A 251-nucleotide genomic window follows, 5' to 3' on the forward strand; every position below is an offset into this window, starting at 1 on the left:
TTTCCCACTTTGGCCGTACTGTAGATGTAGAAGCGTCTGAAGGTGAGCATAAGGGAGACATAATCCGCTGCCATATGCGTACAAATTTAGGTCAGCTTGTTACTGGCGATCGCGTCATCTGGCGTCAAGGCAAAGATACCGGAGTCGTCGTTGCCAAACTAGAGAGAAAGAGCGAACTACTTCGCCCCAACCCATACGGAGAGATGAAGACTGTAGCCGCAAACATTGATTTTATCGTTATTACTGTAGCC

1 pseudogene is annotated in these 251 nt (G+C 47.8%); it reads left to right on the forward strand.

The annotated features are described in order from the left end of the window. Positions 1 to 251 (forward strand): annotated as a pseudogene (locus tag AYW76_RS19260) (ribosome biogenesis GTPase RsgA); the annotation flags it as partial.

This window comes from Marinomonas gallaica (assembly GCF_001639745.1).
In the GTDB taxonomy this organism is placed as follows: Bacteria; Pseudomonadota; Gammaproteobacteria; order Pseudomonadales; family Marinomonadaceae; genus Marinomonas; species Marinomonas gallaica.